Source organism: Nonomuraea sp. NPDC050536 (assembly GCF_044457685.1).
Classification (GTDB): Bacteria; Actinomycetota; Actinomycetes; order Streptosporangiales; family Streptosporangiaceae; genus Nonomuraea.
Genome location: NZ_JBITHD010000007.1, coordinates 1 through 23592, shown reverse-complemented (window position 1 = coordinate 23592; position 23592 = coordinate 1). Strand labels below are relative to the sequence as shown.

Sequence of the window (23592 nt, the reverse complement as noted above, 5' to 3'; positions counted from 1 at the left end):
ACGCGGGGTGGAGCAGTTCGGTAGCTCGCTGGGCTCATAACCCAGAGGTCGCAGGTTCAAATCCTGCCCCCGCTACTTGGCAAAAGGCCCTCAGAGAGATCTTCTCTGAGGGCCTTTTTCGTGCCTTTGCTAACGTGAGCTCGTTCACGCGGTCTTGTCGATTTCGACTGAAGCAAGGTTCCCGCCGATGATGAGATCGGCCAGGGTGGTAGCGAGGTGGCGGTCTGTTGTACTGCTTCATCGTGAAGGTCACATCAGCGTGACCGATGCGCTTGCTCGGCGCCTTCCAACCGATCTTCGCGTCTCGACTCGCCGATGTGCCGTACGTCGTGAAGATCGATGTCCGGGAGTCCGGCCTTGTGCGCAGTCAGCTTGAATCGCCGGGTGATCATGCCAGGGTGCGGAGGCTTAGCGGGTTTCCGGCTTGGTGGCCGCCACGATGGCGGAGTGCAGGCCGCCACCGGCGTCGGTGGTCGGAGTGATCTGGACGTCCACGAAGCCGATGCCGGTCAGCAACTGCCTGTACTCGCATGCGGTGAGGGTGCCGTTGGCGCAGCCAACCCGCTGTTCGGCCGCAGAGCGAGCGGCAGGTTCGACCTCGTCATCGGCGATGACGTCGCTGATGCCGAACCGGCCGCCGGGCTTCAGCACGCGGAACGCCTCGGCCAGGACAGCGGGCTTGTCGAGGGAGAGGTTGATCACGCAGTTGGAGATCACGACGTCCACGGCGGCCGAGGGGAGTGGGATGTCCTCGATGTGGCCGTGCAGGAACTCCACGTTGGTCACGCCCGCCTGCTCGGCGTTGGCTCGGGCCAGGGAGAGCATGTCGTGGCTGGCGTCCAGGCCGTAGGCGTGGCCCGCTGGCCCCACACGGCGCGCCGAGAGCAGGACGTCCAGACCGCCGCCGGACCCGAGGTCGAGCACGGTTTCGCCCGGGAGCAGGTCGGCAACGGCCAGGGGGTTGCCGCACCCCAGGCTGGCGCGCAATGCGCTCTCGGGGACGTCGTGTTCGGTGTAGGCGGCAGCGCCGAAGCAGCCGTCTGTGAAGGCGTCGGCCTCGCAGTCCAACGGCGTGCCGCCGGCCAGGGCGAGGCGGGCCAGCCCGGAGTAGCGCTGGATCGTGGTGTCGCGTTCGGTCATCGACGTTCTCCTTGCGTCGGCGCACAGACGGGCGGGGCGGGTGCGGGGCGGCCCATGACGAGGTCGGCAGCGCTGGGGAAGCACTCCACGCACGCATCGTTGATCCGGTAGAAGGCGGACGTGCCCTGACGTTCGACCAGCACGAACCGCACCTCGGACAAGATCTTGAGATGAGCCGAGACGGTCGATTGGCCGACGTCGACCGCCTCGACGATCTCGCCCACGCTCATCGGAGCGCCACGGCGAGCCAGCAGAGAGACGATCTGGACTCGGGTCGCGTCAGCGAGCGCCTTGAACCACGAGGCGTACTCGACAGCAGTGGGCCGGTCGAGCGGCCCCTTCTCACCATTCATCGTTAATCGACGATAGACGATGAATGGGGTGTTCGGGAAGCCCCGCGGTTCACGTGATGGCGGGACTGCGACGTTCGATCATCACCACGTCGCGCCAGAGTCCGTGGTGGCGTCCGAGGACACCGACCACGCGGAATCCGGCGCCAGCATGTAGGGCCAGGCTGGGCGGGCGCCGTGCCCTCGAAGGTGGCTTGGCCCTCGTCGATGCCGAGCTGGTAGATGGCCAGCACCTGATCGACATGCACGGCTCATGGGGACGATCAGCGGCCCATCACTGGTCATACGAGATCAGCGATCAGCGCACGAACGCGGGCCTCGATCGAATCCCGGATCGGGCGTACCGCCGCCACCCCTTGTCCCGCAGGGTCGTGCAGTACCCAATCCTCATACCGCTTGCCGGGGAAGATCGGGCAGGCGTCGCCGCAGCCCATCGTGATGACGACGTCACTGGCCTGCACGGCATCCGTGGTGAGCACCTTGGGGATCTCGGCGGAGATGTCGATGCCGACCTCACGCATCGCCTCGACCACCGCAGGGTTCACGGCCTCAGCCGGCGCGGACCCCGCCGAGCGCACAATGATGCGCCCGCCCGCCAGGTGGGTCAGGAACGCGGCGGCCATCTGGGACCGTCCGGCGTTGTGGACACAGACGAACAACACGGAAGGCAGGTCGGACACCTGGAGTCCCCCTATCGAGGCTGGTCGGCGGCTGCTGCCTGCCGTACCGGATTGGATCTGCGGGACGTGTGCTGGACGCGCCCATAGAGGGCGATCAGGAGCAGCGCACCGAGAAAGGCCCCAGCCAGTTGAGCGGCAATGAAGCCGGGCACCGAGGCAGGCGAGATGCCGGCGAACGTGTCGGTGAAGGCCCGCGCCACGCTGACGGCCGGATTGGCGAAACTCGTGCTGCTGGTGAACCAGTACGCGGCACCGATGTAACCGCCCACGGCAACCGGCGCCAGGGCGGTACGGCCTTGGCGGATCAAGGCGAAGATGACCACGATGAGGCCGGCCGTGGCCACCACCTCACCCAGCAGCAAATGGACCCCCGACCGGTCATGCGTAGAGGTCTGTACGGCAGGCAGGGCGAACATGAGATTGGCCACCATCGCTCCTGCGATGCCGCCGGCGAACTGGGCGGGCAAGTAGACCAGCAGGTCTCGGCCGGAGATGTCCTTCCCGCGGCCCAGTATCCAGGCCGCCAGGGAAACGACCGGGTTGAAGTGGGCACCGGACACGGGCCCCAACACCAGGATCAGTACGGCCAGCCCGGCAGCGGTCGCCAGGCTGTTGGCCAGCAACTGCACTCCGACGTCGTGGGACAGATCGGCCGCCATGATGCCGGAGCCGACCACGACCGCCACCAGCGCCCCGGTGCCGACGAACTCCGCCAGTGCTCGACGTGCGAGAGTCACCGGGCGTCCGGGGCCTGCGGCTCGGGCAGCGCGAGCACATCCGTGAGCTGCTTGAGCGTGGCCGGGACGATCCAGTAATAGACCCACGTCCCACGCCGCTCGGAATCGACCAGGCCAGCCTCACGCAGCACCTTGAGATGATGCGAGATCGTGGGCGCGGTCACGTCGAAGGCGCCGGTCAACTCGCAGACGCACACCCCGTCGCCAACCCGCCGCCCACCTTCGTGCGCGCCGATCAGCGACAGCAGCCGCAGCCGGATCGGGTCGCCCAGCGCCTTGAACACTCGCGCCAGCTCACCGGCATCCTCCTGGGCGATCGGCTCGGCGACCAACGGGGTGCAGCAGCCGGAGGCGAGAACCGGCAGCTCCTGTTTCGACATACCTCTAATTTGACAGAATCCTAAGCAAGAGCGCAAACTCGGCACTGCTTAGACGTTCATCGAATCAGTGTCTAGGAAGGACTCGCCATGTCCCGCGTCCAACTCGCCCTGCGTGTGGCCGACCTGCAAGCCTCCATCGACTTCTACACCAAGCTCTTCGGCACCCAGCCGGCCAAGCTCCGCCCCGGGTACGCCAACTTCGCCATCACCGAGCCGCCGCTCAAGCTCGTCCTCATCGAAGGCGAGGAAGGCATCGACACCCGCCTGGATCACCTCGGTGTCGAGGTCGCCTCCACCGAGGAGGTAACCGCGGCGACCACCCGCCTCGCAGGCCAGGGCCTAGAAACCGCAGTGGAGGAGAACACCTCCTGCTGCTACGCCGTCCAGGACAAGGTCTGGGTCCACGGCCCCGGAGCCGAACCGTGGGAGGTGTACGTGGTCAAGGCCGACGCCGACACCCACACCAAGCAAACCGACCCAATCTGCTGCAGCCCGACCGCCGAGGTTGGCGAGCAGGCCGGAGCACCCACGGGCTGCTGCTGAGCACTCAAAGCCGCGGTCGGCCGAGCATGAGGGACACGGCGATGCGGGAGCCATGGCGTTTCTACGGGGGCGCTCAACCGCATCGCCGCGTCGCAGAGGGCGTACGGCAACGCCGCAGGCACCAGGTGGTCACAGGGAGAGGTGGCGCGTGTCGAGCAGGTTGTTGCCGGATCACCTCTGTGCTTCGCTGTCGGCCCATGGGTGCATCAGGTGAAGTACGCGTTCATCCGAGGGGTTCGCGACGTGGGCACGGCATCGTGAGACTGCTGGGCTGGGTGTGGAATGTCCCTGGTGGGGGCTGGCAAAGACTTCTCGCGTGCAGCTTCGGTGGGTTCTTCTCGGGGAGAACTGTGGGCGTGCCGAGTGCTGTGAGCTTTGGGGCCTGCGCGGGCACAGCCGATCACGGTTACTGAGGGGGATTGCCTTGTCCGGTGAGCTGCTGTTCTATCGTGCCGACAACGGCGGGATCACGACCGCCAGGATCGATGCCCAAGGGGCCTTCGGGGGGCTCAAGGATGGGCAGGTGAATCCGGACTGGACTCACATCGTGCCGGTGAACGGGAATCTGCTGTTCTATCGCGCTGGTGATGGTGGGATCGCGACCGCCAGGATCGACGGTCAGGGGTCTTTCACGGGGCTCAAGGACGGACGAGTCAACGCGGGATGGACGCACATCGTGCCGGTGAACGGGAATCTGCTGTTCTATCGCGCTGGTGATGGTGGGATCGCGACCGCCAGGATCGACGGTCAGGGGTCCTTCGCGGGGCTCAAGGACGGGCGAGTCAATGCGGGATGGACGCACATCGTGCCCTCCGCTTGAGCCCGTATAGACGGGTGGCGTACCAGGGCGTGTTAGTTCGGGGGATCGCTGGTGATGAGGGTGCCGATGTCGGCGCCCTCGCAGATCGCTCGCATCGCGCCCTTGGCCCTCACGTCGAAGACGTGCATCACCAGTTTCTGTTCATTGGCCAGGACGAAGGCGCTTTCGTCCATGACGCGGATTCCCGCCGACAGCGCCTCCCGGTAGGTGAGGGTGTCGAAGCGTTCCGCATCCGGGTTGACCTTGGGGTCGCTGTCGTAGACGCCGTCGACGCCGTGCTTGGCCACGAGGAGGGCGTCCGCGTCGAGCTCCAGGGCTCGCTGGACGGCGGGATAGTCGGTGGTGACGTACGGCTGGCCGATGCCGCCGGCGAGCAGTGCGATCAGCCCGCGATGGAGATGCCGGTCCGCGCGGAGCCGGATGAACGGTTCCGCCACACTGTGCATGGGCATCGCGGTCATCACGCGGACGTCGGTCTCCGTGCGCGCGGTCAGCACCCCGCGCAGCATCAGCGCGTTCATCACTGTGCCGAGCATGCCGATGTTGTCGGCCTCCGCCCGGTCGATGCCCCAACCGTCGGCCATGCGCCCGCGAAAGTAGTTGCCGCCGCCGATCACCACGGCGATCTGAATTCCGAGCTCATGCACCGAGACGATCTCGTCTGCCAGCTGGGCCAGGCTCGTGGGGTCGGTGCCCCAGCCGCTGCCTCCTGCGAGGGCCTCGCCGCTGAGCTTGACCACGACCCGTGAGTAACGCCGCACGTCCGTTCCCTTCACGGTCGCGCGCCCGGCGACCCGATCAAGGATGATACGGATGTGGAGTGGCAGAAGCTCTGAACGGTGACCTCTACACCATCGTGTGCGCCGCGGGCCCGGCCCGAGACGTCGGCCGGCTCGTCACCCTGGCCCAGGCCGCCGGCTGGACCGTCCAGGTGGTCGCCACCCCGTCGGCCCTCGCCTTCATCGACGCACCGGCGCTGGAACGCCAGACGGGCCGCCCCGTCCGCAGCCTGCACCGCCACCCCTCCGAACCGAGTCCGCCACGAGCCGACGCCATCATCGTGGCCCCCGCGACCTTCAACACGATCAACAAGTTCGCGTACGGCATCGCCGACACCTACGCCCTCAGCCTCCTCGCCGAAGCCCCCGGCCTGGGGATCCCGGTGGTGATGCTGCCCTACGTCAACACCGCCCTGGCCTCCCGCCGCCCCTTCAAGGACAGCCTCACCCGCCTCCGCCAGGAAGGCATCCACATCCACACCCCCGACGTGGACACGGACCCGTACCCCTGGTCCCTCGCTCTCGACACCCTGCACGCCCACACCAACCCCCGCAGAAGGCGTTAGTGGCGCCCCGCCTTCCGGGCGAGCATCGCAGCGTGGCCGAAGCTGGAACAGCTTGATCAGCCGTGCGAGGATTCTCCTTGCCTCGGCGGCCGGTTGGAAGGCTTCATGCGACGATCACTCGCTGGTCCGTTACTGATCGCAGCGCTGGCGATCAGTGCTGTCGCGCTGGCGTGCGTGGCGGTGCTCGGGACCGGGCCTACGAATCACACGGGCGGCACTACCCCGGTGGCCCAGCCCCTTGCCGCCGATGACGAGAAGGAAGCCAAGAGACTTCCCGCGGGTTCGGCCATGTCACTTGTGATCGACAAGGAGACGCGTGAGCTGCTCGCGAGCGCCGCCCAAGACAGCGGGCGTCCGGAGGCGGCCCGAGTCTCGTCATCAGGAACCATCTACTACGGACTCGTAGCCGGGGACTCGGATGAGACCGACCGCTTTTTCGCCGTCGCGATGCTGGACCGTCTGTACTACTGGACCAAGCAGGGCAGCGAAAGCTGGCACTACCAAACGGAAGGGAGACGTGCGGATGAATGGCGGGGTTGGGTTGGCGCAGGCTATCGAGGTGGTGCGGGCGGAGTTGTCCGCGGCGATGACCGAGGGGGATGGTGAGCGGCTGCAGTTCGATGTGGGGACCGTGGATCTCGAATTCTCCGTGCAGGTCCGCCGGGAGGCCGAGGGTAAGGCGGGGATCAAGGTGTGGGTGGTCGAGGCCGGGGCGTCGGGAGGGGTGTCCAAGGAGTCGACTCACACGGTGAAGGTGTCGCTGACGCCGATCGACACGAAGACCGGCGGCGCGCCACGGGTCCGCGACGAGGTCGCCGGGCCGCCGCCTCGCGGTTGAGCAAGGGCGTCGTCAGGGGCCCAGGCGGGCCAGGACTCCTTCCATGCCCGATTCGACCATGGACGGGTCGGAGGTCGTGAGGCCGTGGAGTACCTCGTGCCACGGGCCGAGGCGGTGCCACGCCAGGGCCCTGGCGCGAAGTTCGGGGCTCACGTCGTAGGCGGTGGCCAGCGCCTGCGAGAAGGCGTACGGCGTGCCGTACAGAACCCAGGCGAGGTCGAGCGCCGGATCCCCGAGGTGCGCGTCGGTGAAGTCGATGACGCCCGAGACCTGACCGTCAGTGGCGAGGATGTGTTCGGGGCCGAGGTCGCCGTGCACGACGGCGCACGCGGGGAATCCGGCGACGAGCGACAGCAGCGACCGTCCGGCCGCCTGCCGCGAGGAGGGCAGCAAGGGCAGCACCCGGGACGTGAAGGCGTCGAGCGGCAGGTCCGGCCCCGCGGGCAGCCCGGGAGCCGCCGAGGCGTCAGCCGCGTGCAGCGCGCGCAGGAACTCACCGAGTCGCAGGGCCTGTGAGGGGCCGGGTGAGGACATGGGCAGGCCGGGCACGACGGCGTGCCGTACGACGACAGGTGAGTGCGAGACCACGACGGGGACGGGCACCGCGAGCGGCAGCTGGGGTGCCAGCCACGGCATGAGGCGGGTCTCCATGAGGAGCAGCGGTCCCACCGAGGGGCGGCGGGGACGCCGTTCGATCCAGCGGCCGTCCACCAGCCGGGTCAGGCTGTCCCATCCCTGTTCGATCACGCGATGAGCCTAATCGCCAAAATGCGACAAACCGATATCAAACCGTACTTGTCTGGACGAGCCGCCAAAGCCAGGGTCGAACGCATGAGCAAGTTACCTCGCACTCTGGCCGCACTCGCGCTGACTCTGGCGGCTGGGCTGGTCGCGGCCGCTCCCGCAGACGCCGCGACGGGGTTCACCCCGGGCGCGCCCGGCGCCGGTGACCCGTACTTCCCCGACATGGGCAACGGCGGCTACGACGTGGCGCACTACGACATCGCGCTGAAGTACGACCCCGCCACCAAGTCCATCACCGCCACCACCAAGATCCTCGCCTCCGCGACGCAGAACCTGTCGCGGTTCAACCTCGACTTCCTGGGCCCGCTGCAGATCTCCGACGTGAGCGTCAACGGCCGCCAGGCGACCTACCAGCGGACCGGCGCCCAGGAACTGGAGATCACCCCGTCCAGGGGGCTCCGCAACGGCCAGCCGTTCACCACACAGGTCACCTACTCGGGCGCCCCGCAGACGATCGACGACCCGGCGCTGGGGATCTCGGGCTGGGTGAACACCAGCGACGGCGGCCTCATGCTGAACCAGCCGATCGGCGCCGCGACGGTCTACCCGGTCAACGACAGCCCGCAGGACAAGGCCACCTACACCTTCACCATCACCGCGCCCGAGGGCCTCACCTCGCTGGCCAACGGCGACCCGGCCGGCAGCTGGACCAAGGACGGCTGGACGACCGCCCGCTGGGTGATGGGCCAGCCCATGGCCAGCGAGCTCACCGTGATCGCGATCGGCAAGTTCACCGTGACGGACGGCGTGACGCCCGGCGGCGTCCGCAACATCACGGCGATCGACACCACGCTGGATACCGCGCCAGGCCAGGACGCCGACTTCCAGAACCGGACCGCCACGGTGACCGACTGGGAGTCCTCGATCTACGGCCGCTACCCGTTCGGCTCCACCGGCGGCATCGTGGACGACGCGCACGTCGCCTACGCGCTCGAGACGCAGGGTCGCCCGGTCTACGACAGGTACGGCCGGCCGGGCCAGAACCCGAGCGACGGCCTGCTCGCCCACGAGCTGGGTCACCAGTGGTTCGGTGACAGCGTCACGCCGAAGCGGTGGGCCGACATCTGGCTGAACGAGGGTTTCGCGACCTACTCCGAATGGCTCTACGCCGAGCACACGGGCGGCCAGAGCGTCCAGGCCAGCTTCGACGAGACGTACGCGACCGACGCGAGCGACGACCTGTGGCAGGGCAAGGTCGCCGACCCCGGGCGTGACCACATCTTCGACGGCCTGGTCTACGACCGCGGCGCCATGACGCTGCACATGATCCGCAAGACCATCGGCGACGACAGGTTCTTCACCCTGCTCAAGCTGTGGCCCACCGTCCACCGGCACGGCAACGCCTCCACCGAGGACTTCACCACCTTCGTGAAGCGGATCGCCGGCCACGCCAACGCCGGGCAGCTCGACGCGCTGTTCGCGACGTGGCTCTACTCCGAGGGCAAGCCCGCCCTATGACGCCCGCGGGCTCGGGCCAGGCCCGAGCCCGAAGGCCTCCTCCACCTGCCACGCTCCGTCCGCGAAGCGCACCCGCGTGACCTCCCTGACGGACATCTCGAAGGGCAACCGCTCCGACAGGTCGGCCTCGATCGCGTCGAACGTCTCCGGCGGCTGGTCCTGGGCGACCGTGAGGTGGGGGACCGGGTCTCCGTAACGCCCGCCGTACGGCTCGGCCTTGGGCCAGCGAGCCGTCACAGCCGAGGTCAGCGCGCTGAAGGACACCGACGGGGCAGGGTCGAGGTACAGCAGCCCGGGAAGCCGCCCGAAGCGGGAGAACGTTGCGGTGAACGGCTCATGGGCGGCGAACAGGTCGGCGAGCTCCGCGGCGGGGATGCCGGGGAGGAACGGATACATGACCGTGACGTGGGCGGGGATGCCGGGCCTGTCGTAGCGCAGGCGCCAGGAGCCCACGATCGGGTCGGCCTCGGGGACCAGAACCACCAGGGCATGGAGAGACACATTCACCTCTTGACGCGTCGATCACGTGGCCGTACTAATTATGGATCCCATCAAAAGTAAAGCGAGGGTGCCATGGTTGCCCGCTTGTTAGCCGCGCTCACCCTGGTCACGACACTCTTCAACCATCCAAGCATCGACGGCACGACGGACGGGTCCCTCCAGGACTCCCTCATGCAGCTCGTGGACCAGGCCGCGCCCGGATCGACGCTGCGCGTGGCGACCTACGTGCTGGAGGTGCCCGAGTTCGAGCAGAAGCTGGAGGCCGCCTACCGCAGGGGCGTCGACGTCAAGGTCGTCGCCGAGGGCTCCGACCACGACCCGCTGCTTGACACCCTCGCCACCGCGCTCGGCCCAGGACGGGTCACCCTCTGCCAGCTGGGGTGCCTCGGGCCGGACAAGGACATCATGCATGAGAAGTTCTTCGTCTTCAGCCGCCTGACCGACGGCCGCACGGACGTGGTGGTGCAGACCTCGCAGAACGTCTCCACGGAGTACGGCCTGCACCAGAACATGATCATCACTGATGGCGACGTAGGGCTGGCCAACGGCTACCGCAACGTCTTCGACCGGCTGGCGAGCCAGGTCCAGGGCACATGGCAGGCCCCCTTCACCTCCGACAGCGGCAAGATCACGGTCTGGATGTCGCCCCGGGATGCCACCTATGACCAGAACACCTACGGCAACAGCGACCTCGTGGCCGCGCAGCTATCGAATGTGACATGTCCGGCGTCGATCAGGATCGTCCAGTCGCAGTTCGCCACTGACCGGCCCAACGTCATCAGCGTGCTGAAGACCAAGAAGCAGCAGGGCTGCCAGGTCGAGGTGATCACCGCGGAGGGCGCGGGGCCCGCCGCGGTCGGCAAGCAGCTGGCCCAGGCGGGGATCGGCGTGTTCACCTTCCGCCCCGGTGGCTGCCACTACCCGGTGCGCGGCACCTGTGCGGTGGACTCCATCCACTCCAAGTACATCCTGGCCGGCAACATCGTCTACACCGGCTCGCAGAACCTCGTCGCGGGCTCGCTCCTCTACGCCGACGACGCCTTCGTCAAGGTCGACGACCCCGCCGTCTACCAGGCCTTCGACGCCGACTACAAGCAGCTGAAGGACGAGACGGTCAAGCTGCACCCGGCTACGTACCCCAACGCCGCCCTGACCATGGCCGCCGACGGCCCCGACGACCAGCGCGAACCCAGGGCAGCCGCGAGCGCCACCGGCTACACGGCCGTCACCTGGGAGGACGCCAGCACCGCCGAGGTCTACGCCCGGATCTACCACAACGACCAGCCCGTCACCGGCCCGGTCAAGGTCTCGATGGGCGGCGTCGGCTGCGCCACCGGATGGAACCACATCCGCCCTGACGTGGGCCTCGACGACGCCGGCAACGCCTACGTGGCATGGGCCGAGGACGGCGACTGCCGCGGCGAGCACAACATCGCGGTCCGTCGCCTCACCCCGGCAGGCGCGCTCAGCTCGACGATCTGGGCCAACGATCCGCAGTGGGCGGGAGACCAGAACAGGCCCACGATCGCGGTCCGTGGCACCGGCGCGTTCACCGTCGCCTGGGAGGACACCCCCAGCGGGAGCATCCGCGCCGCCGGCTACTCCTCCTTCGGCACCCGCTCCTTCGGCCCCGTCGCCGTGACCGGCGCGGTCAGCGCCACCCGCCCCGACGCCGCCATCGACGGCACCGGCGCCACCACGCTGGTCTGGGAGCAGTACACCGACATCTACATGGGCAAGATCTCCGCCACCGGCACGGTCACCCTGCGCGACAGCTCCATCGACCCGCGCGTCCCCGTCAACACCAACACCGCCGCCCAGCACCTGGCCCCCGCCGTCGCGGTCACGTCCACCGGCGACTCGGTCGTCGCCTGGAGCGACAACCTCAACGGCATCTGGCGGGTACGGCTGCGCGGCCTGGCCCCGTCGATGGCCGCCCGCTGGAGCGAGCGCGCCGCCGCCCAGGGCCTCTACGCGCCGGGCCAGACGCCCGACGAGTCCAAGGAGTACCCGCCGATGTGCGACACCCGCACGAGCGGCTGCGCCGTACAGGGCACGCCGTTCGTCGGCCTGGACGGCAGCGGCAGGGCCGTCGTGAGCTGGACCGAGTCCGACTGGTGGGCCGCCGACCGCGGCTACGAGGTGTACGCCAGGGGGCTCAACGCCGACGGGAGCACCACCGGCCGCTTCCCGGTGGAGCGGATGAACCCGATGACGGTCGGCGACCAGGCCACCGCACCCGTCGCCGTCGCGCCGGACGGATCCTTCACTCTCTTCTACGCCGACGACTTCGACGCCAACGGCTACCGCGACATCGTGGCCCGTTCTGGCTTCACCAACACCACCTACTAGCCGAGCCCTTCGTCGTTGATCAGCCACCGGCCGCTCGCCGGATCGCGGATCATCTTGTAGTCCCACGGCTGGACGCCGTCGCCGAAGCTGCCATCGCCGCCCTCTTGGGCGAACTTGGTGAACACGGCGACGGCGTTCACGTAATGTCCGGACACGAGCGTGGTGTCCTTGCCTACCCCGAGGATCTCGACATGGGAGATCCCGTCCGTGTCGCTCAGCCACAAGTCGGCCGACCGGAGGTGCTCCGAGGTCGGCAGGGCACCTGATAGTACCCTTGGCGAAAAACCGGTTTAGCTACAAGGGGCGGGATGACGTTGAAGCGGCCGACGATCGCCGACATCGCGCGGCGGGCGGGGGTCACCAAGAGCGCTGTGTCCTTCGCGCTGAACGGCAGGCACGGCGTGTCCGAGCAGACCAGGCGGCGCATCCTGGAGATCGCCGACGAGCTCGGCTGGCAGCGCAGCAGCGCCGCGAGCGCGCTCAGCCACGGGCGCGCCGGGGCGGTGGGCCTGGTGCTCGACCGTCCCGCCCAGACGCTGGGCGCCGAGCCGTACTTCATGCAGTTCATCTCCGGCCTGGAGAGCGAGCTGTCGGCCGCGGGGGTGCCGCTGCTGCTGCACATGACCGCCGACCTGGACGACCAGATGGAGGCGCACCGGCGCTGGTGGGCGGAGCGCCGGGTGGACGGCGTGATCCTGGTGGACCTGCGGGTGGACGACCCGCGCCCGGCCAGGATCGCCGAGATGGGCATGCCGGCCGTGGTCTCCGGCGGGCCCGACTGGCTGGGCGGGCTGCCGGGGGTGTGGCACGACGAGGCCGCGGCGATGCGCGAGGTGATGGACTACCTGCACGCGCTCGGGCATCGGCGCGTGGCCAGGGTGGCCGGCCCGCCGTACCTGCAGCACACCGACATCAGAAGCCGGATATTTCGGGAAAAGGGTGGGCAAATCGTTCTGCACACCGACTACACCGGTGAGGAGGGCGCCAGGGCCACCAGGAAGCTGCTCACCGGCGAGGAAAGGCCGACGGCCATCGTCTACGACAACGACATCATGGCGGTCGCGGGCCTGGCGGTGGCCGGCGAGCTGGGCGTCGACGTGCCGGGTGAGCTGTCGCTGGTGGCCTGGGACGACTCGCCGTTCACCCGACTGGCGCGCCCGGCGCTCACGGCCGTCAGCGTCGACACCTTCGACCGCGGCGTGCGCGCGGCCCGCTGCCTCCTCGACGTCGTCGCCGGCAGGAAACCGGACACCGGGGACGTCCCGGTCCCTGAACTGATTCCACGGGGAAGCACTGAACCGGTTTAGTCAGCCATTGACCCTTTACCGGTTTACCGACTAGTTTCGGCACACCCGCACAGTTGAGGAGTGTGCCCGGTGAAGTCATCTGCCATCGCGTCGATCGCACTGCTCGCCGTCGCGGCCGCCGCCTGCGGTTCAGGAGACGGCTCCACAACCAGGACGGCGAAGACTCTGACGTATTGGGCCAGCAACCAGGCGGCCAGCATCGAGCTGGACAGGAAGGTGCTCCAGCCGGAGCTGGACAAGTTCGAGCAGAAGACGGGCATCAAGGTCAACCTCGAGGTCATCCCCTGGTCCGACCTGCAGAACCGGATACTCAACGCGGCAACCAGCGGCCAGGGCCCCGACGTGGTCGACATCGGCAACACCTGGTCGGCCTCGCTGCAGGCCACCGGCGCGTTCGTCGGCTTCGACGAGGGCACGCTGGCCAAGGTCGGCGGCAACGACAGGTTCCTGGCCAGCAGCATGTCCTCCACCGGCGCGCCCGGCCAGCCGCCGGGCTCGCTCCCGCTCTACGGCATGGCCTACGGGGTCTACTACAACAAGAAGCTGGTCAAGCAGCCGCCCAGGACCTGGGCCGAGCTCGTGGCCACCGCCAAGAAGCTCACCAGGGACGGCAACTACGGCCTGACCGTGCTCGGCGCCAGCTACACCGAGGGCTGGTGTCGCTGGTCTACCTGTGGCTGACCAACAGGGGGCGCGATGTACAGGGTGCTTAGGGTCGTCGTGCTGGCCGGGCTGGCGCTGTTCACGCTGGTCCCGCTGTACGTGATGGTGATCTCGTCGATCAAGCCGCTCAAGGACGTGCAGGGGCCGTTCACCTGGTGGCCGTCGCAGGTCACGCTCTCGCCGTACGTCGAGATGTGGCGGACCGTGCCGCTGGCCACCTACTTCGTCAACAGCGTGATCGTGGCGCTGGCGGCCACCGGGTGCTCGACGCTGATCGCGGTGTTCGCCGGGTACACCGTCAGCCGGTTCCGGTTCGCCGGGCGGCAGCCGTTCCTGACGACCGTGCTGTCGACGCAGATGTTCCCGGGGATCCTGTTCCTGCTGCCGCTGTTCCTGATCTTCGCCAACGTCGACAGGGTCACCGGGCTCCAGCTGATCAACTCGCGCGAGGGGCTGACGCTCACCTATCTGACCTTCTCGCTGCCGTTCGCCATCTGGCTGCTCGCCGGGTACTTCGACTCCATCCCCAGGGAGCTCGACGAGGCGGCCGAGGTCGACGGGGCCGGGCCGCTCGGGGCGCTGCTCCGGGTGGTCGTGCCGGCGGCCCGGCCGGGGATCGTGGCGGTCGGGATCTACGCGTTCATGACCGCCTGGGGCGAGGTGCTGTTCGCCTCGGTGCTGACCGACAAGAACACCCGGACGCTGGCCGTCGGGCTGCAGGCCTACGCCAACCAGAGCAACGTGTTCTGGAACCAGGTCATGGCGGCGTCCCTGGTCGTGAGCGTGCCCGTCGTGCTCGGCTTCCTGGTCCTGCAGCGCTATCTCGTCGCTGGGCTCACCGCCGGCGCGGTCAAATCATAAGGATCACTACTTTGAAGCGAAATTTCCGGAAACTGCCGGGTGCCTGCTGGCTGGGCGCCAACTTCTGGTCGCGCAACGGCGGCCCGCTCATGTGGCGCGAGCCGTACGACCCCGCGATCCTGCGCGCGGAGCTGCGCACGCTGCGCGAGCACGGACTGAACACCACCCGGTCGTTCTTCTACTGGCCGGACTTCATGCCCGAGCCGGACCGGATCGACGAGGACTGTGTCGCGAGATATCAGGACTTCCTGGACGCGCACCAGGAGCTGGGCATGGGGACGATCCCGACGTTCATCGTGGGCCACATGTCGGGGGAGAACTGGGACCCGATCTGGCGCGAGGGCCGCGACCTGTACGGCGACGTGTGGCTGGTCGGCCGCCAGGCCTGGTTCGCCGAGCAGCTCACGCGCAGGTTCCACGCCCACCCCGCCGTCGCCGGCTGGCTGATCACCAACGAGATGCCGATCTACGGCGGTACGGCGGAGCGTCGCGTGATCTCGGCGTGGGCACAGCTCATGGTCCAGGCGGTCCGCGCGGGAGGCGGGACCCAGCCGGTCTCGATCGGCGACGGGGCCTGGGGCGCCGAGGTGACGGGCGAGCACAACGGGTTCTCGACGCGGGATCTGGCGGTCTTCACCGACTTCGTCGGGCCGCACGTCTACCGGATGGAGGACGACGTCGTCCGCCAGCACTACGCGGCGGCGTTCGTCTGCGAGCTGACCGGCGGTTTCGACAGGCCGGTCGTGCTGGAGGAGTTCGGGGTCACCTCGGAGTACGTGGCCGGCGACCACGCCGCGCACTACTACCGGCAGGTGCTGTACAACTCGCTGCTGGCCGGCGCGACCGGGTGGCTGGCCTGGAACAACACCGACTTCGACCTGACAGATCAGGACCCCTACCGGCATCACCCGTTCGAGCTGCACTTCGGGCTCACCACGGTGGAGGGGACGCCGAAGCCGCAGCTCGCGGAGATGGCGGACTTCGCGCGCACGCTGCGGGAGATCGACGTCGAGCGCTGCGAGCGGGTCAACGGCGACGCCGTGCTGGTCGTGCCCGAGGTGATGGAGGGCGACGTGCCCTTCACCTACCCGGAGGAGCGCACGCACATCTTCACCACGCTGCGCCAGGCCTACGTCGCCGCCCGCGCCGCGGACCTGCCGATCGGCCTCACCAGGGAGCGCGACGGCATCGCGGGGGGAGCCCGGCTCTACCTGGTCCCGTCCACCAAGCAGCTCACCGCGCCGGGCTGGCACCGGCTCGAGGCCCTCGCCGAGCAGGGCGCCGTCGTGTACGTCTCCTACTCGCCTGGCACGCCGGGCATCCAGCGCGGACCGTGGTACTCCCACATGAACGCCATGTTCGGCGTCGAGCACCGCCTGCGTTACGGGCTCATCGACCCCGTCGAGGACGACGTGGTCGAGCTCACCTTCCTGTCGGGGCTCGGCTCCATCGACGAAGGAACCACCCTTGCCTTCAACGCCGCGGGCAACGAGCACAGCCGCGCCTACCTGCCGGTCCGTCCCGTCGAGGCCGAGGTGGTCGCCGTCGACCAGCACGGCACGCCCGCCCTGCTGCGCCGCCGCGCGGGCGCCGGATGGCTGATCCTGGGAACGTTTCCGATCGAGCACATGGCCGCGCTCACCCCGCGGGTCAACCCCGAGCCGACCTACCGCCTCTACGACGCGCTGGCCGGGCTGGCCGGGGTGTCCAGGCCGGTGACGGTCGACGATCCGCGCGTCTCGGTCGACCTGCTCGAGCACGACAACGGCACGCGGTACGCCTTCCTGGTCAGCCAGTCCGAGGAGCGGCTCACGGTCAAGCCCGCCGGCCTCGACGAGGCGATCACCCTGCCGCCCTACGGCGTGCGGGTGATCTCGGTGTAGGTCAGCAGGTAACGCCAGAACAGCAGCCGCCTGATCCGCGAACCGGGCAGCAGCCGGGCCGCCTCCCGCCGGATCTCCGGCAGCGGCAGCGTCGCCTGCTTCACCGGCGCGTTCACCTCCGGACCCCGCCGACGGCTCAGCGCCAGCCGGAAGGCGGCGTTGACCGGGATGGCCGCGACGCTGACCGCGTAGTCGGCTCGGGTGCTCTCCGGATAGCACCCGAGCACGGCCAGCACCCCGCCGGGGTTGAGCGCCTCCCGCAGCCGCGAGACCGTGTCGAAGGGCATGTGGTGCAGGCTCGCCAGGCACGAGATGAAGTCGTAGCGTCCCAGCTCGACCGACGTGGCATCGCCGTGGATGAACCGCACGCCGTCCCCGCGCGCCGCCCGGATGACCGCGGGATCGGGATCCACCGCGTCCACTGCCAGCCCCCTGGCGGCCAGCGCCCGCGCGAAGCGCCCGGTGCCGCACCCCACGTCCAGCGCCGTCGCCGCCCCCGCGGGCACGTGCCGCAGCACAAGCCCGTGGTAGTGGTCGTTGTGGTCGAAACTCATGCGCTCTGACCGTACAGATGCACCTGCTGCCCCCGGTAGTCCAGGTCCCGCAGGTGCCGGTGCCCGATGCGCTCCGCCACCGAGACCGAGCGCGCGTTGCCCGGCTTGATCAGCGAGATCACCTCCCGCGCCGCCAGCTCCTCGAAGCAGTACCGCACCGCCGCCCTGCCCGCCTCGGTCGCGTACCCCTTGCCCCAGTGCGCCCTGGCCAGGCACCATCCGACCCCCAGCCCGGGAAAGCCGTACGGCTGCCAGGGTCCCGCCCGGCCGACGAACGCGCCGGTGGCCCTCTCCACCAGCGCCCAGTGCGAGTAGCCGCGGATCTCCCTGTGGCCGATGAACGTGGCCAGGCTCCGCCACGCGTCGGCCGACGAGGTCCCCACCGTCTCCGCCAGCCCGCCGGCCACCTCGGGATCCGACAGCATGGCCGCGTAGTCGTCGAAGTCGTCACCGGTCAGCGGGCGCAGGATCAGCCGTTCGGTCTCCAGCATGATCGCCAGTATCGTTCACCCGGCCAGCCGCCGCAGTCGTTCCTTCTCCTCGGCGGTGATGTTCGGGTCGCTCAGCCGCTGCTCGACCGCCTCGGTCAGCCGCGGCCGATGGTCGGTACGGCTGCCGCGCACGATGGCCCCGATCAGCAGCCGCCGCCCGATCCTGGTCACCAGATTGGGCGCCTCGACCGTGCGCAGCAGCGCGACCGTGGTCGCCAGGTCGAAGGCGGGCTCCCCGGCCGCCGCGTTGCACCAGTCGATCACGCTCGGCCCGTCGGGCGTCATCACCACGTTGAGCGGATGCAGGTCCAGGTGGAGCACCCGATCACCCGGAACCAGGGACGGCCGCAGCCAGTCAGGCGCCGGGATCGCGCCGAGCCGGTCGTGCAGCGAGCCGAGCAGCCGCCCCAGCGTCCCCACCCGCCACGGCGTCCTGGTCAGCACGTCGACCATGGTCGGCCCGTGCAGGCGCTCCATCACCAGGTCCCGTTCGGTGGCGTCGTAGACTTCCGGCGTCGGATAGCCGCGTTCCCTGACGTAGCCCATGATCCGCGCCTCGTCCGCGGCCGAGGTGTTCTCGTGGTAGCGCCGCAGCACCCGGGTCCTGGACAGCGCGAACACCTCGGCGGTGCGGCCCCGGCCGATCAGCTCCATCGCTTGAACTCCCATCCGGCACCTGATTACCTGATTACATGACTGATAATGAAGTGCCGACCCTTGCCGAATGGGCCGGGGGCACCGAGGCGTTGGAGCGGTTGACCGAGGTCTTCTACCGGCAGGTTCTCAAGGACGATCTGATCGGCCCGCTGTTCGCGGGAATGGACCCCCATCATCCCAAGTATGTGGCGATGTGGCTGGCCGAGGTGTTCCGCGGGCCCGAACGTTACAGCACCGAGCGCGGCGGCTATTCGCACATGGTCGGCCAGCACCTGGGCAAGGCCATCACCGAGCCGCAGCGCCGCAGGTGGGTGAGCCTGTTGATGGACGCGGCCGACGAGGCGGAACTGCCCGACGACCCCGAGTTCCGCTCGGCGTTCCTGGCCTACATCGAGTGGGGCACCCGGCTGGCCCTGCACAACTCCCAGCCCGGCGCCACGCCGCCGCCCAAGGCGCCCATGCCGCACTGGGGTTGGGGCGAGGCCCCGCCGTACCAGCCGTAACCTGGACCTATGACCAGGGGCACGCTGCGCATCTACCTCGGTGCCGCCCCTGGCGTGGGCAAGACGTACGCCATGCTCGGCGAGGGCCGCAGGGCCCAGGAGCGCGGCAGGGATGTGGTCGTGGGCTTCGTCGAGGCCCACGGCCGCGCCCGCACCGCCGAACTGCTCGACGGCATGGAGGTCCTGCCGCGCAGGACGATGATCCACCGCGGCGCCACGTTCACCGAGCTCGACGTGGACGGGGTGCTGGCCCGCAAACCCAAGCTCGTCCTGATCGACGAGCTCGCCCACACCAACGTGCCCGGCTCTGCCAACCCCAAGCGCTGGCAGGACATCGAGGAGATCCTCGAGGCCGGCATCGAAGTCGTCACCACCGTCAACATCCAGCACCTCGAGTCGCTCAACGACGTGGTCGAGCAGATCACCGGCGTCCCGCAGCGCGAACGCGTCCCCGACGAGGTCGTACGGCGGGCCGACCAGATCGAGCTGATCGACATGTCACCCGAGGCGCTGCGCCGCCGGATGGCCCACGGCAACGTCTACCCGCCCGAGCGGGTCGACGCCGCGCTGTCGAACTACTTCCGCGTCGGCAACCTGATCGCCCTGCGCGAGCTCGCGCTGCTCTGGCTGGCCGGCAAGGTCGACGATCAGCTCGACCGCTACCGCGCCGACCACGGCATCGAAGGCACCTGGGAGGCGCGCGAGCGGGTCGTGGTCGCCCTGACCGGCGGCACCGAAGGCGACACTCTGGTACGGCGCGCCGCCCGCATCGCCGCCCGCAGCAAGGGCGCGGACCTGCTGGCCGTCCACGTCACCAGATCCGACGGCCTGGCCAACGGCGGGGATCCGGCGAGCCTGGCCAGGCAGCGCGCTCTGGTCGAGTCGCTGGGCGGCACCTACCACCAGGTCGTGGGCGACGACATCCCGCGGTCGCTGCTGGAGTTCGCCAAGGGCGTCAACGCCACCCAGCTCGTGCTCGGTGCCTCCCGGCGCGGCCGCCTCGCCCAGCTGCTCTCGCGCGGCGTAGGTGTGACCACCACCGCGCTGTCCGGGCCGATCGACGTGCACATGGTCACCCACGAGCAGGTCAGCAAGGGGCGCCGCCCGGTCGGCTCACCCGCGGCGCTCACCTTCAGGCGGCGCGCGTGGGGGTGGGGGCTCGCGCTGGTCGCCGTGCCCCTGCTGACCGGCGCGCTGCTGCCCGTCCACGACCACCTCAGCCTGCCGAGCGAGATCCTGCTGTTCCTGCTCATGGTCGTGGCCGTGGCGCTGGTGGGCGGCATGTGGCCGGCGCTGACCGCCGCCGTGCTCGGGTTCGGCCTGCTGAACTGGTTCTTCACGCCGCCGCTGCACACACTGACCGTCGCCGATCCCGAGAACCTGCTGGCGCTGGTCATCTTCGTGCTGGTCGCGGCAATGGTCAGCACCGTCGTGGACAAAGCGGCCAGCCGTAGCAGGGAGGCCGCGCGGGCCAGGGCCGACGCCGAGGTGCTCGCCACGCTGGCCGGCCACGTGCTGCGCGGCGAGGCGGCGCTGACCTCGTTGCTTGCCAGGTTGCGCGAGGTGTACGGGCTGACCTCGGTCACACTGCTCGAGCGCGACGGCGACTCCTGGCGGATGGTCGCCACGGCGGGCGGGCCGCCGTGCACGTCTCCCGGCGTGGCCGACACCGATGTGGCCGTCGACGAGGACCTGGTGCTCGCCGTACGGGGAAGGTTGCTGGACGCGGCCGACCGGCAGGTGCTCGAGGCGTTCGCGGCCGAGGCGGCGGTGGCGCTGCGGCAGCAGCGGCTGCGGGAGGAGGCCGAGCGGGCCAAGCCGCTGGCCGAGGCGGACAAGATGCGCACCGCGCTGCTGGCCGCCGTCAGCCATGACCTGCGCACCCCGCTGGCCTCGGCCAAGGCGGCCGTCGAGTCGCTGCGCAACACCGAGATCGACTGGAGTCCCTCCGACCGGTCGGAGCTGCTCGCCACGGCCGACGAGTCCCTGGTCAAGCTGGATCGGCTGGTGGCGAACCTGCTGGACATGAGCCGCCTGCAGGCTGGGGTGCTGGGCGTCGCCCTGGTGCCGGTCGCGCTTGAGGAGGTGGTCCCCCGGGCGATCGACGACCTCGGCACGCTGCGCGACCGCATAGAAGGCGACATCTCGGTGGACCTTCCCGAGGTGGAGGCCGATCCGGCGCTGCTCGAGCGGGTCCTGGTCAACCTCATGGCCAACGCCGTCCGCTACAGCCCGCCGGAGTTCCCCGTGCTGGTCACCGGCAGCCGGCTCGGCGACCACATCGAGATCCGCGTCATCGACCGGGGCCCCGGGATCCCTCCGGAGGCGCATGAGAGGGTGTTCATGCCGTTCCAGCGGCTCGGCGACCGCGACAACCACACGGGGGTGGGGCTCGGACTCGCGCTCTCGCGCGGGCTCACCGAGGCCATGGGCGGCACGCTCACGCTGGAGGAGACGCCAGGAGGGGGCCTGACAATGATCGTCTCGCTGCGGAGCGCGCGGTGACGCGAGTGCTCGTCGTCGACGACGAGCCGCAGATCCTGCGCGCGCTGCGCATCAACCTGGCCGCCCGGCACTACGAGGTGGCCGTGGCGCCCGACGGCAACTCGGCGCTGCGCCAGGCCGCCGACTGGCACCCGGATCTGATCGTGCTCGACCTCGGCCTGCCCGACCTGGACGGCGTCGAGGTCATCCACGGGCTGCGCGGCTGGACCACTGTCCCGATCATCGTGCTGTCAGGGCGGGCGGGTAGCGACGACAAGGTGGGCGCGCTCGACGCCGGCGCCGACGACTACGTCACCAAGCCCTTCGGCATCGACGAGCTGCTCGCCCGCATCCGCGCGGTCACCCGCCGCGTCGCCACCCCCGACGAGCCCGCCGTGGCGCGGATCGGCGACCACACGGTCGACCTGGCCAACAAGACGGTCTCCAGCGGCGTCCACCTGACGCCCACGGAATGGCACTTCCTCGAGCTGCTCGTGCGCAACCCCGGCAAGCTCATCAGCCAGCGCCAGGTGCTCACCGAGGTGTGGGGAGACTCCTACCTCAAGGAGACGCACTATCTGCGCCAGTACATGGCCCAGCTGCGGCGCAAGCTCGAACGCGATCCCGCCCACCCCGAGCACCTGCTGACGGAGCCCGGCATGGGCTACCGCTTCCAGCCCTAGTCTTCCTCCTCCTCTTCGAAGTACGACTCCTCGACCAGGGGATCCTTGTGCGCGTCGGTCTCGCGCCAGTCTTCCTCGTGCATCCAGTGGAAGATGTCGCGCGGGGCCTCGTCGTCTATCTCGTCGATGCGGTGGCGCTGGGGGAGCATGTCCCTGTACATGGCGACCAGTGAGGTCTGCGGGTCATCCCCCATGTCCCGGCCTATCTCGTAAATCGGCTCACTCATCTTGACGTCACGCCTTTGACCATGATGGTGGCCTTCTGCACAGCCCAGCCAGCCAGCAGGAGCCCGAAGGCCACCTGCGCGATGCGCGCCCAGAGCACGGAGGTGTCGTCGGCGAACACCACGACGCCAATCCATAGCAGGCCGAAGATCCCGACGAGCCCGATGGCCGCCCAGTTCAACCCCCGTTGCCACATACGCGCAGTCTTACAGCCATCATCCCAAGCCCGGGTATACCGACGGTCATCCGGCGACATCTCCCCCCAAAGCCCCCTATCCCACAGGCTCTCCCGCGCTCTGGCCTGGTGCGGGTCCCCTCTTTCGGCCCTTCCCTTTTTGCACGTTCCGCGGGCTTCGGTCCTGCTGGCCCATGGTCGCGGTTCGCCGGCTTGTGGCGTCGCGGTTCGGGTACGGCCGACCGTACGGGCGTCGACGGGGTTGGGTGGCCTGCCGTACCGGAGGAGTCAGCGGGGGAGGCGGCGGCCGGTGCCGACGCAGCGGCGCAGGCGCATGCCGCGGGGACGGATCGGGGCGTTCTGCTCGAGGTAGGCGACCAGAGCCGCGGCGGTGCGCGCGTCGGAGAGGATGCGCTGGACCGCCTCGCCGTCCTCGGGGAGCTGGCCGCGCTCGGCGAGTTCGTGCTTGACGAACTCGAGCGGATTCGGCGCGCCGACCGTGTCGGCGGCGACCGTGGCGCGGGCGGCGGTCAGGAGGCGCAGGTAGTGGGTCCGCAGGACGGCCTCGCGCATGCGCGCGTGTTCGAGGTCGTCGATCAGAGTCCGGGCGATGCGCAGCAGGTCACCGGCGCTGGTTGCCTCGTCATTGAGGAAGGCGCGGATGTCGTCGAACTCCGAGCGCGTCATTGCGGACACCTCCAAGGGTGCAGTCTGCTCGTAGGTACTTCGTATCGGGGAGCGATTGCGGATGACTTGACGTCGGCTTGCGTGGGCTCGGGTGGACGGTGGGAGCGGCGAGGTTTGAGGATTCGGTGGGGAGGGAAGGACAAGGGGATTACCTGTGTGGCACCGACTGGGCCTTGAGGGCTGATACAGTTGGTCTCGCGGGAACGCCCCTGGTGTCCTTGGGAGCCCGCATCCCACCTCCTCTGGTTTATCCGGTTGGTTTCGTACTGTCCGGTTTGCTGGGTGTGGGTGGGAGTCGCAGCAATTTGACACAAATTGAGGCGGCTGAAACACTAAAGGCACAACGAAATGAACGCCTCCTGAAGTTCAGGGGAGTACGCGTCCGTTTCTTGAGAACTCAACAGTGTGTTAAAAGCCAGTGCATGAATTTTCATGCAACACCTCGTCTGTTTTAGACGGACATTTGTTGCT

28 protein-coding genes and 1 tRNA gene are annotated in these 23592 nt (G+C 68.9%); 14 read left to right on the top strand and 15 right to left on the bottom strand.

The features are described from left to right. Nucleotide 1: 1 nt before the first annotated feature. Nucleotides 2-75 (top strand) — tRNA-Met (locus ACIBHX_RS20910). 333 nt (nt 76-408) lie between these two features. On the opposite strand, the gene ACIBHX_RS20905 is transcribed toward ACIBHX_RS20910, so the two are convergent. The 5 genes from ACIBHX_RS20905 to ACIBHX_RS20885 all read right to left on the bottom strand — a co-directional run bounded on the left by ACIBHX_RS20905 (nt 409) and on the right by ACIBHX_RS20885 (nt 3287). Next, nucleotides 409-1140: a methyltransferase domain-containing protein gene (locus ACIBHX_RS20905; protein WP_397068805.1), complete on the bottom strand. Its 732-nt coding sequence runs from the start codon at nt 1138-1140 to the stop codon at nt 409-411. Next, the gene (locus ACIBHX_RS20900; RefSeq protein ID WP_397068804.1) at nt 1137-1493 is read right to left on the bottom strand and encodes an ArsR/SmtB family transcription factor; all 357 of its coding nucleotides are present in this window, start codon (nt 1491-1493) and stop codon (nt 1137-1139) included. Before ACIBHX_RS20900 ends, ACIBHX_RS20905 begins: the two co-directional genes overlap by 4 nt. A gap of 278 nt (nt 1494-1771) precedes the next feature. Beyond that, nucleotides 1772-2170 (bottom strand): arsenate reductase ArsC, encoded by a 399-nt coding sequence (locus ACIBHX_RS20895; RefSeq protein ID WP_397068803.1) that lies wholly within the window; start codon nt 2168-2170, stop codon nt 1772-1774. A gap of 11 nt (nt 2171-2181) precedes the next feature. Continuing rightward, complete coding sequence (locus ACIBHX_RS20890) at nt 2182-2907, bottom strand: MIP/aquaporin family protein (RefSeq protein WP_397068802.1); 726 nt, start codon at nt 2905-2907, stop codon at nt 2182-2184. Next, nucleotides 2904-3287, bottom strand: a complete 384-nt coding sequence (locus ACIBHX_RS20885) for an ArsR/SmtB family transcription factor (protein ID WP_397068801.1) — start codon at nt 3285-3287, stop codon at nt 2904-2906. The genes ACIBHX_RS20890 and ACIBHX_RS20885 overlap by 4 nt, the downstream gene beginning before the upstream one ends. Before the next feature lie 87 nt (nt 3288-3374). On the opposite strand from ACIBHX_RS20885, the gene ACIBHX_RS20880 reads away from it, so the two are divergent. Both ACIBHX_RS20880 and ACIBHX_RS20875 read left to right on the top strand, forming a co-directional pair. Continuing rightward, nucleotides 3375-3830, top strand: coding sequence for an ArsI/CadI family heavy metal resistance metalloenzyme (locus tag ACIBHX_RS20880; protein WP_397068800.1), 456 nt, complete (start codon nt 3375-3377; stop codon nt 3828-3830). A gap of 424 nt (nt 3831-4254) precedes the next feature. Beyond that, on the top strand, nt 4255-4650 hold the full coding sequence (locus ACIBHX_RS20875) for a hypothetical protein (RefSeq protein ID WP_397068799.1): 396 nt from the start codon (nt 4255-4257) through the stop codon (nt 4648-4650). Between the two features lie 32 nt (nt 4651-4682). On the opposite strand, the gene pyrH is transcribed toward ACIBHX_RS20875, so the two are convergent. Further along, on the bottom strand, nt 4683-5411 hold the full coding sequence (gene pyrH, locus ACIBHX_RS20870) for a UMP kinase (RefSeq protein WP_397068798.1): 729 nt from the start codon (nt 5409-5411) through the stop codon (nt 4683-4685). A gap of 59 nt (nt 5412-5470) precedes the next feature. On the opposite strand from pyrH, the gene ACIBHX_RS20865 reads away from it, so the two are divergent. Together ACIBHX_RS20865 and ACIBHX_RS20860 are read left to right on the top strand one after the other, a co-directional pair. Continuing rightward, nucleotides 5471-5995: a flavoprotein gene (locus tag ACIBHX_RS20865; protein WP_397068797.1), complete on the top strand. Its 525-nt coding sequence runs from the start codon at nt 5471-5473 to the stop codon at nt 5993-5995. Between the two features lie 523 nt (nt 5996-6518). Then, a complete protein-coding gene (locus ACIBHX_RS20860) occupies nt 6519-6833 on the top strand; it encodes a trypco2 family protein (RefSeq protein ID WP_397068796.1) in 315 nt (104 codons plus the stop codon). A gap of 12 nt (nt 6834-6845) precedes the next feature. Here the strand turns inward: ACIBHX_RS20860 and ACIBHX_RS20855 are convergent, their stop codons facing one another. Continuing rightward, nucleotides 6846-7580 (bottom strand): aminoglycoside phosphotransferase family protein, encoded by a 735-nt coding sequence (locus tag ACIBHX_RS20855; RefSeq protein ID WP_397068795.1) that lies wholly within the window; start codon nt 7578-7580, stop codon nt 6846-6848. Nucleotides 7581-7664: 84 nt separating this feature from the next. Here ACIBHX_RS20855 and ACIBHX_RS20850 point away from each other — a divergent pair, with 84 nt between their 5' ends. Further along, the gene (locus ACIBHX_RS20850; RefSeq protein WP_397068794.1) at nt 7665-9095 is read left to right on the top strand and encodes a M1 family metallopeptidase; all 1431 of its coding nucleotides are present in this window, start codon (nt 7665-7667) and stop codon (nt 9093-9095) included. Here ACIBHX_RS20850 and ACIBHX_RS20845 read toward each other — a convergent pair. Then, a complete protein-coding gene (locus ACIBHX_RS20845) occupies nt 9090-9596 on the bottom strand; it encodes a 2'-5' RNA ligase family protein (RefSeq protein ID WP_397068793.1) in 507 nt (168 codons plus the stop codon). The genes ACIBHX_RS20850 and ACIBHX_RS20845 overlap by 6 nt on opposite strands. 84 nt (nt 9597-9680) lie before the next feature. Here ACIBHX_RS20845 and ACIBHX_RS20840 point away from each other — a divergent pair, with 84 nt between their 5' ends. Further along, nucleotides 9681-11948 (top strand): phosphatidylserine/phosphatidylglycerophosphate/cardiolipin synthase family protein, encoded by a 2268-nt coding sequence (locus ACIBHX_RS20840; RefSeq protein ID WP_397068792.1) that lies wholly within the window; start codon nt 9681-9683, stop codon nt 11946-11948. Here the strand turns inward: ACIBHX_RS20840 and ACIBHX_RS20835 are convergent. Then, nucleotides 11945-12172: a hypothetical protein gene (locus tag ACIBHX_RS20835; RefSeq protein ID WP_397068791.1), complete on the bottom strand. Its 228-nt coding sequence runs from the start codon at nt 12170-12172 to the stop codon at nt 11945-11947. The two genes, ACIBHX_RS20840 and ACIBHX_RS20835, sit on opposite strands and share 4 nt — an antisense overlap. A 90-nt stretch (nt 12173-12262) precedes the next feature. Here ACIBHX_RS20835 and ACIBHX_RS20830 point away from each other — a divergent pair, with 90 nt between their 5' ends. From ACIBHX_RS20830 to ACIBHX_RS20815, 4 genes are all read left to right on the top strand, one after another. Further along, nucleotides 12263-13255 carry a LacI family DNA-binding transcriptional regulator gene (locus ACIBHX_RS20830; RefSeq protein WP_397069233.1) on the top strand — a complete coding sequence of 331 codons (993 nt, stop codon included), beginning with the start codon at nt 12263-12265 and terminating at the stop codon, nt 13253-13255. Nucleotides 13256-13324: 69 nt separating this feature from the next. Further along, nucleotides 13325-13936 (top strand): ABC transporter substrate-binding protein, encoded by a 612-nt coding sequence (locus tag ACIBHX_RS20825; protein ID WP_397068790.1) that lies wholly within the window; start codon nt 13325-13327, stop codon nt 13934-13936. A gap of 15 nt (nt 13937-13951) precedes the next feature. Then, nucleotides 13952-14779 (top strand): carbohydrate ABC transporter permease, encoded by an 828-nt coding sequence (locus ACIBHX_RS20820; RefSeq protein ID WP_397068789.1) that lies wholly within the window; start codon nt 13952-13954, stop codon nt 14777-14779. Between the two features lie 11 nt (nt 14780-14790). Then, nucleotides 14791-16662, top strand: coding sequence for a cellulase family glycosylhydrolase (locus ACIBHX_RS20815; protein ID WP_397068788.1), 1872 nt, complete (start codon nt 14791-14793; stop codon nt 16660-16662). On the opposite strand, the gene ACIBHX_RS20810 is transcribed toward ACIBHX_RS20815, so the two are convergent. From ACIBHX_RS20810 to ACIBHX_RS20800, 3 genes are read right to left on the bottom strand one after another with little or no spacing between them, the layout of a single operon-like run. Continuing rightward, nucleotides 16635-17216, bottom strand: a complete 582-nt coding sequence (locus tag ACIBHX_RS20810) for a class I SAM-dependent methyltransferase (RefSeq protein WP_397068787.1) — start codon at nt 17214-17216, stop codon at nt 16635-16637. The two genes, ACIBHX_RS20815 and ACIBHX_RS20810, sit on opposite strands and share 28 nt — an antisense overlap. Then, a complete protein-coding gene (locus ACIBHX_RS20805) occupies nt 17213-17707 on the bottom strand; it encodes a GNAT family N-acetyltransferase (RefSeq protein WP_397068786.1) in 495 nt (164 codons plus the stop codon). The genes ACIBHX_RS20810 and ACIBHX_RS20805 overlap by 4 nt, the downstream gene beginning before the upstream one ends. 15 nt (nt 17708-17722) lie before the next feature. Further along, nucleotides 17723-18361, bottom strand: coding sequence for a phosphotransferase (locus ACIBHX_RS20800; protein WP_397068785.1), 639 nt, complete (start codon nt 18359-18361; stop codon nt 17723-17725). Nucleotides 18362-18399: 38 nt separating this feature from the next. On the opposite strand from ACIBHX_RS20800, the gene ACIBHX_RS20795 reads away from it, so the two are divergent. Genes ACIBHX_RS20795 through ACIBHX_RS20785 form a run of 3 tightly spaced genes read left to right on the top strand, consistent with a single transcriptional unit; the run spans nt 18400 to nt 22034 of the window. After that, nucleotides 18400-18867 (top strand): group II truncated hemoglobin, encoded by a 468-nt coding sequence (locus ACIBHX_RS20795; RefSeq protein WP_397068784.1) that lies wholly within the window; start codon nt 18400-18402, stop codon nt 18865-18867. Between the two features lie 9 nt (nt 18868-18876). After that, nucleotides 18877-21372 carry a DUF4118 domain-containing protein gene (locus ACIBHX_RS20790; protein WP_397068783.1) on the top strand — a complete coding sequence of 832 codons (2496 nt, stop codon included), beginning with the start codon at nt 18877-18879 and terminating at the stop codon, nt 21370-21372. Next, nucleotides 21369-22034, top strand: a complete 666-nt coding sequence (locus ACIBHX_RS20785) for a response regulator (RefSeq protein ID WP_397068782.1) — start codon at nt 21369-21371, stop codon at nt 22032-22034. Before ACIBHX_RS20790 ends, ACIBHX_RS20785 begins: the two co-directional genes overlap by 4 nt. Here the strand turns inward: ACIBHX_RS20785 and ACIBHX_RS20780 are convergent. From ACIBHX_RS20780 to ACIBHX_RS20770, 3 genes are all read right to left on the bottom strand, one after another. After that, the gene (locus tag ACIBHX_RS20780) at nt 22031-22261 is read right to left on the bottom strand and encodes a hypothetical protein (protein WP_397068781.1); all 231 of its coding nucleotides are present in this window, start codon (nt 22259-22261) and stop codon (nt 22031-22033) included. The genes ACIBHX_RS20785 and ACIBHX_RS20780 overlap by 4 nt on opposite strands. Continuing rightward, the gene (locus ACIBHX_RS20775) at nt 22258-22455 is read right to left on the bottom strand and encodes a hypothetical protein (RefSeq protein ID WP_397068780.1); all 198 of its coding nucleotides are present in this window, start codon (nt 22453-22455) and stop codon (nt 22258-22260) included. The genes ACIBHX_RS20780 and ACIBHX_RS20775 overlap by 4 nt, the downstream gene beginning before the upstream one ends. A 267-nt stretch (nt 22456-22722) precedes the next feature. Next, nucleotides 22723-23121 carry a hypothetical protein gene (locus tag ACIBHX_RS20770; RefSeq protein WP_397068779.1) on the bottom strand — a complete coding sequence of 133 codons (399 nt, stop codon included), beginning with the start codon at nt 23119-23121 and terminating at the stop codon, nt 22723-22725. Nucleotides 23122-23592: the final 471 nt, after the last annotated feature.

Excerpts from the sequence above, each read along its gene's own strand:
- ACIBHX_RS20905 (WP_397068805.1), bottom strand. The coding sequence starts at position 1,140 with ATGACCGAACGCGACACCACGATCCAGCGCTACTCCGGGCTGGCCCGC.
- ACIBHX_RS20900 (WP_397068804.1), bottom strand. The coding sequence starts at position 1,493 with ATGAATGGTGAGAAGGGGCCGCTCGACCGGCCCACTGCTGTCGAGTAC.
- ACIBHX_RS20885 (WP_397068801.1), bottom strand. The coding sequence starts at position 3,287 with ATGTCGAAACAGGAGCTGCCGGTTCTCGCCTCCGGCTGCTGCACCCCG.
- ACIBHX_RS20880 (WP_397068800.1), top strand. The coding sequence starts at position 3,375 with ATGTCCCGCGTCCAACTCGCCCTGCGTGTGGCCGACCTGCAAGCCTCC.
- ACIBHX_RS20860 (WP_397068796.1), top strand. The coding sequence starts at position 6,519 with ATGAATGGCGGGGTTGGGTTGGCGCAGGCTATCGAGGTGGTGCGGGCG.
- ACIBHX_RS20850 (WP_397068794.1), top strand. The coding sequence starts at position 7,665 with ATGAGCAAGTTACCTCGCACTCTGGCCGCACTCGCGCTGACTCTGGCG.
- ACIBHX_RS20820 (WP_397068789.1), top strand. The coding sequence starts at position 13,952 with ATGTACAGGGTGCTTAGGGTCGTCGTGCTGGCCGGGCTGGCGCTGTTC.
- ACIBHX_RS20810 (WP_397068787.1), bottom strand. The coding sequence starts at position 17,216 with ATGAGTTTCGACCACAACGACCACTACCACGGGCTTGTGCTGCGGCAC.
- ACIBHX_RS20805 (WP_397068786.1), bottom strand. The coding sequence starts at position 17,707 with ATGCTGGAGACCGAACGGCTGATCCTGCGCCCGCTGACCGGTGACGAC.
- ACIBHX_RS20800 (WP_397068785.1), bottom strand. The coding sequence starts at position 18,361 with ATGGAGCTGATCGGCCGGGGCCGCACCGCCGAGGTGTTCGCGCTGTCC.
- ACIBHX_RS20795 (WP_397068784.1), top strand. The coding sequence starts at position 18,400 with ATGACTGATAATGAAGTGCCGACCCTTGCCGAATGGGCCGGGGGCACC.
- ACIBHX_RS20790 (WP_397068783.1), top strand. The coding sequence starts at position 18,877 with ATGACCAGGGGCACGCTGCGCATCTACCTCGGTGCCGCCCCTGGCGTG.
- ACIBHX_RS20780 (WP_397068781.1), bottom strand. The coding sequence starts at position 22,261 with ATGAGTGAGCCGATTTACGAGATAGGCCGGGACATGGGGGATGACCCG.
- ACIBHX_RS20775 (WP_397068780.1), bottom strand. The coding sequence starts at position 22,455 with ATGTGGCAACGGGGGTTGAACTGGGCGGCCATCGGGCTCGTCGGGATC.
- ACIBHX_RS20770 (WP_397068779.1), bottom strand. The coding sequence starts at position 23,121 with ATGACGCGCTCGGAGTTCGACGACATCCGCGCCTTCCTCAATGACGAG.